Raw genomic sequence first — 4,220 nt, 5'->3', positions numbered from 1 at the left:
CGCGGCGCCCGTCGCGCGGCCGCCCGGACTGGGCATAGGCATTGGCCATCACGTAATGGGCAAAGGGATCTTGCGGGTCGGCCTTCAGCAACCCCGCCGCCATCTGCAGCGCCAGCTGCGGATTGTCGTTGCGCAGCGCGTGAACGGCCAGTTGCCGGGCCTGCGGCAGGCTCAGCGACAGCGCTGGCTCTGATTGCGCCGCCGCGCCGCCGGGCCCGCTCAGCCCCAGCAGGGCGGCGAGGACAAGGCTACGGAGCCGGCTGATTGCAAAGCGCATCCTGTCCCGGCGTTCCGCATTGCGGCAGCACGAAAATGCCGCGCTCTTCCTCGTTGTCGACCCCGTCGATATGGCCCTCGGCAAACAGCGCGCCGGCCACCGCGTTGGCATCGGTGCCGCCGAAGATGCCGCCATATTGCCCCACCGCGGTCAGGTCGATGGTGACCTCGCCGTCAAAGGTGCCGGTCTCGGCGTCGATATCGGCCGGCGCCAGTGCCAGGTCGCTCAGGGCCAGCTGCGGATAATCCGGCGCGTCGCGGTCATAGACCACGCCGTTGACCACGTTATCGGTGAAATCGGCATTGACCAGCACCTTGCCGGTCACCTCGGCCGCCTGCGCCGGGCGCACGCTGTTCGGGGTGCCCGGAGTCACCGGAAGCAGGTCGCCGCCATCGCCGGGCCCGTTCAGCACGCCGACATAATTGCCGGCATAGCTGACCAGCCCGCCGGGCTGATTGCTCACCGGCGGATCATAGACGCCCGAGCGGCCATAGACGGCGCCGCCGAAATAATGTTCGAACTGGCCGCCGGTCATCACCACCGCGGCGCGGGTGCCGCCGATATCGCGGACATAGGCGGTGGTGTGCCGCTGCAACGAGCCTTCCTGCACCGTGTAGGCCTCGTATCCGCCCCGGTCGAGCGCCGGCTTGCGGGTATAGACCGCCTCGTAAGGCGTATCGTCCAGCGAGATACCGCGCACCGTCAGTGTCTGGGTCACCGGGTTATAAGTGATGCCGGACAGATCGCCGGCGATCTGCTCGGGGATGGTGCCCTCGTCCGGGTCGGTATCCGTATCGGTATCGGTGGCAAACGGATTGCCGCCGCTGCATGCGGACAGCACGGTGAATGCCGCGAGAGTTAGCCACAACCGCTTCATCTGCCTCAACCTTTGCTTGCGGGTCTTATGCCCCTTTCGCCAAACCTCGACCGCTGCGGTGCAAAAGTCAACGATCTTGGCATGTGAAATCGGCCCGCGTGGCGAAAGAGTGACCTTGATATGGGGGTTCACAGCCATACCTCCCCAATATATGGTGACATCCTCGCATGAGAATCTGTGCCGAAAGGATTTGCCCGATGCCGCTCAGCCCCGAACAGCAGGCCGAAATCGACACCCTCCGCGCCAGCCCGCGCAGCACCCTGCGCACGGTGTCCGAGGGGATGGAGCGGCATCTCTACACCGCGCACCCGGTGCTGGACCACGGGTTTGTCCGGGTGGTCGATTACATGGGCGACGACGCCGCCATCACCCAGGCGGCGCGGGTCAGCTATGGCAAGGGCACAAGGTCGGTGCAGAATGACGAGGGGCTGATCCGCTATCTGATGCGGCACTGGCATTCGACCCCCTTCGAAATGTGCGAGGTCAAGCTGCATGTGAAGTTGCCGGTCTTTGTCGCCCGCCAGTGGATCCGCCACCGCACCGCCAATGTGAACGAATATTCCGCCCGTTATTCGATTCTGGACCGCGAATTCTATATCCCCGCGCCCGAACATGTGGCGGCACAGTCCGAGGTCAACAACCAGGGCCGGGGCGACACCTTGCAGGGGGACGAGGCCGCGCGGGTGCTGGAGATCCTCAAGGGCGACTCGATGCGCGCCTATGATCATTACGAGCAGATGATCAGCCAGGAGGGCCAGCAGGGCCTGGCCCGCGAACTGGCGCGGATGAACCTGCCGGCCAATATCTATACCCAGTGGTACTGGAAGGTGGATCTGCACAACCTGTTCCACTTCCTCCGCCTGCGCGCCGACGCCCATGCACAATACGAGATCCGCGTCTATGCCGATGCGCTCTGCGAGATCGTCAAAGACTGGGTACCCTTCGCCTACAAGGCCTTCGAGGATTACCGCCTGGGCGCGGTTTCGCTGTCGGCGCAGATGGTCGACTGCCTGAAGCGGATGCTGAACGGCGAGGCGGTGACCGAGGAGAACTGCGGCATGAGCAAGCGGGAGTGGCGGGAGTTCAAGGGCGTGCTGGAGTGAGTGCGTGGGGTGTGCACCGCTCTCACGCTAGGATCATCCGCCGCATAGCCTGATCGCCACCGAGGGCAGGGCCCGACGATCAACCGCAGAACACGCCCCGTGCGGCCGCCGCCCGCGCGAATACCGCCTCGGCAGCGCTGGCCCCGACCCAACGCCCCATTCACAAACTGTTAACGGTAGCCGCCCTGACTTCAACGCCTTGCCCCCTGTCCCGGCCGGGACATCCACCCGTGCCCGGCGCCGGACCGGGCGGGGAAGCTGCCGGAATGGACCTGCCGGTGCATGATGCGTCGTATTTGGACCAGATCGCCTTGCCACCGGGCGCTCTATAGGGGCAAAACCGCCCCGCCGGCGCCGCCGCCGGCGCGCCCCACAGGAGACCGAGATGAGCCATTTTGCCCTGACAGTGACCTGCCCGTCGCGGCGCGGCATCGTCGCCGCCATCGCGTCCTACATGGCCGCCAATGGCTGCAACATCACCGACAGCTCGCAATTCGACGACACCGAGACCGGCAATTTCTTCATGCGGGTCAGCTTCACCTCGGAAACTGGCAAACCGCTGGACCAGCTGGGCGAGGGCTTTGCCGACACCGCCAGCGAATTCGGCATGACCTTTGCCTTCCACGACGAGACCGAGAAGATGAAGGTGCTGATCATGGTCAGCCGCTTCGGCCATTGCCTGAACGACCTGCTTTATCGCTGGCGCATCGGCGCGCTGCCGATCGACATCGTCGCGGTGATCTCGAACCACATGGATTACCAGAAGGTCGTGGTGAACCACGACATCCCGTTCTACTGCATCCGCGTCACCAAGGAGACCAAGGCCGAGGCCGAGGCGGCGCAGATGCGCATCGTCGAGGAAACCGGCGCCGAGCTGATCGTGCTGGCCCGCTACATGCAGGTTCTCTCGGATGAGATGTGCCGCAAGATGTCGGGGCGGATCATCAATATCCACCATTCCTTCCTGCCGTCCTTCAAGGGCGCCAATCCCTACAAGCAGGCCTATGAACGCGGGGTCAAGCTGATCGGGGCGACCTCGCATTACGTCACCGCCGACCTCGACGAGGGGCCGATTATCGAACAGGACACCATCCGCGTCACCCATGCCCAGTCGCCCGCCGATTACGTCAGCCTGGGCCGCGACGTGGAAAGCCAGGTGCTGGCCCGGGCGATCCACGCCCATATCCACCGCCGGGTGTTCCTGAACGGCAACAAGACGGTGGTGTTCCCGGCCTCGCCGGGCTCCTACGCCTCCGAGAGGATGGGCTAGGGGCTCAGCCGCGCGACCGGCGCAGGTTGCGGCGGAACTCGGACAGCCGGAACGCGCCCAGCAGCTGGCCGGCGCCGAAATAGACCGCCATGCCGAACAGCACCAGCGCCGCCAGCGCCAGATAACGCAGCCCGCCGGTGTTGAGTGCCGTCTCCAGCATCTGCGCCGCGCCCCAGAGCAGCGCCCCCATCACCACCGCGGCGGCACAGATGCGGCGAATGCGGCGGTGGAACCGGGCGTCGAACCGCGCCACCTCGCCCATGCCGCGCGACCCGCGCAGCAACAGCGCCACCATCGCCCAGCCGGCCAGGGTGGTGGCGATGGCCGGCGCGTACCAGCCCAGCACCGGCGCCAGCCCGATGGCGGCGACGGCATTGATCACCATCGCCACCAGGGCAAAGCGGAACGGGGTGCGGGTGTCCTCGCGGGCGAAGAACAGCGGCTGCAGGATCTTCTGCAGCACGAAGGCCGGCAGGCCCAGCCCGTAGATCGCCACCGCTAGCGCGATGGCGCGGCTGTCGGCGGCGGTGGCGGCGCCGCGTTCGAACAAAACCGAGACCAGCGGCAGCGGGATCACCACCAGCGCCACCGCCGAAGGAACGGTCAGCGCCAGCGACACCTCGCCGTAATCGTCAGCCCGACCTATCGCGGGTCAAACGTCTTCCGAAGGCTGGAGGAAGATTACCTGTCGGC

3 protein-coding genes and 2 pseudogenes are annotated in these 4,220 nt (G+C 65.8%); 2 read left to right on the top strand and 3 right to left on the bottom strand.

Annotated features, from left to right (window positions below):
- Together CVM52_RS24090 and CVM52_RS24085 are read right to left on the bottom strand one after the other, a co-directional pair.
- Positions 1-277: pseudogene (locus CVM52_RS24090) on the bottom strand (hypothetical protein); the annotation flags it as partial.
- Positions 249-1,154: a thymidylate synthase gene (locus tag CVM52_RS24085; RefSeq protein ID WP_100164852.1), complete on the bottom strand. Its 906-nt coding sequence runs from the start codon at positions 1,152-1,154 to the stop codon at positions 249-251. The gene CVM52_RS24085 and the pseudogene CVM52_RS24090, both read right to left, overlap by 29 nt.
- Positions 1,155-1,351: 197 nt before the next feature.
- Between CVM52_RS24085 and thyX the strand changes: the two genes are divergently transcribed.
- Entirely contained in the window at positions 1,352-2,257 is a 906-nt protein-coding gene (gene thyX / locus CVM52_RS24080; protein ID WP_100164851.1) for an FAD-dependent thymidylate synthase, read from the top strand.
- Positions 2,258-2,642: 385 nt separating this feature from the next.
- On the top strand, positions 2,643-3,527 hold the full coding sequence (gene purU, locus CVM52_RS24075) for a formyltetrahydrofolate deformylase (RefSeq protein ID WP_100164850.1): 885 nt from the start codon (positions 2,643-2,645) through the stop codon (positions 3,525-3,527).
- Between the two features lie 4 nt (positions 3,528-3,531).
- On the opposite strand, the pseudogene murJ reads toward purU, so the two are convergent.
- Positions 3,532-4,152 (bottom strand): annotated as a pseudogene (murJ, locus tag CVM52_RS24070) (murein biosynthesis integral membrane protein MurJ); the annotation flags it as partial.
- Positions 4,153-4,220: the final 68 nt, after the last annotated feature.

The organism is Pseudooceanicola lipolyticus (assembly GCF_002786325.1).
Classification (GTDB): Bacteria; Pseudomonadota; Alphaproteobacteria; order Rhodobacterales; family Rhodobacteraceae; genus Pseudooceanicola_C; species Pseudooceanicola_C lipolyticus.
Note: the sequence above shows the minus strand (reverse complement) of the source record. Positions and strands in the feature narration are given on the sequence as shown.

What these genes read in the sequence shown, in the direction of transcription:
- CVM52_RS24085 (WP_100164852.1), bottom strand. Translation starts at nt 1,154, where the DNA reads ATGAAGCGGTTGTGGCTAACTCTCGCGGCATTCACCGTGCTGTCCGCA.
- thyX (WP_100164851.1), top strand. Translation starts at nt 1,352, where the DNA reads ATGCCGCTCAGCCCCGAACAGCAGGCCGAAATCGACACCCTCCGCGCC.
- purU (WP_100164850.1), top strand. Translation starts at nt 2,643, where the DNA reads ATGAGCCATTTTGCCCTGACAGTGACCTGCCCGTCGCGGCGCGGCATC.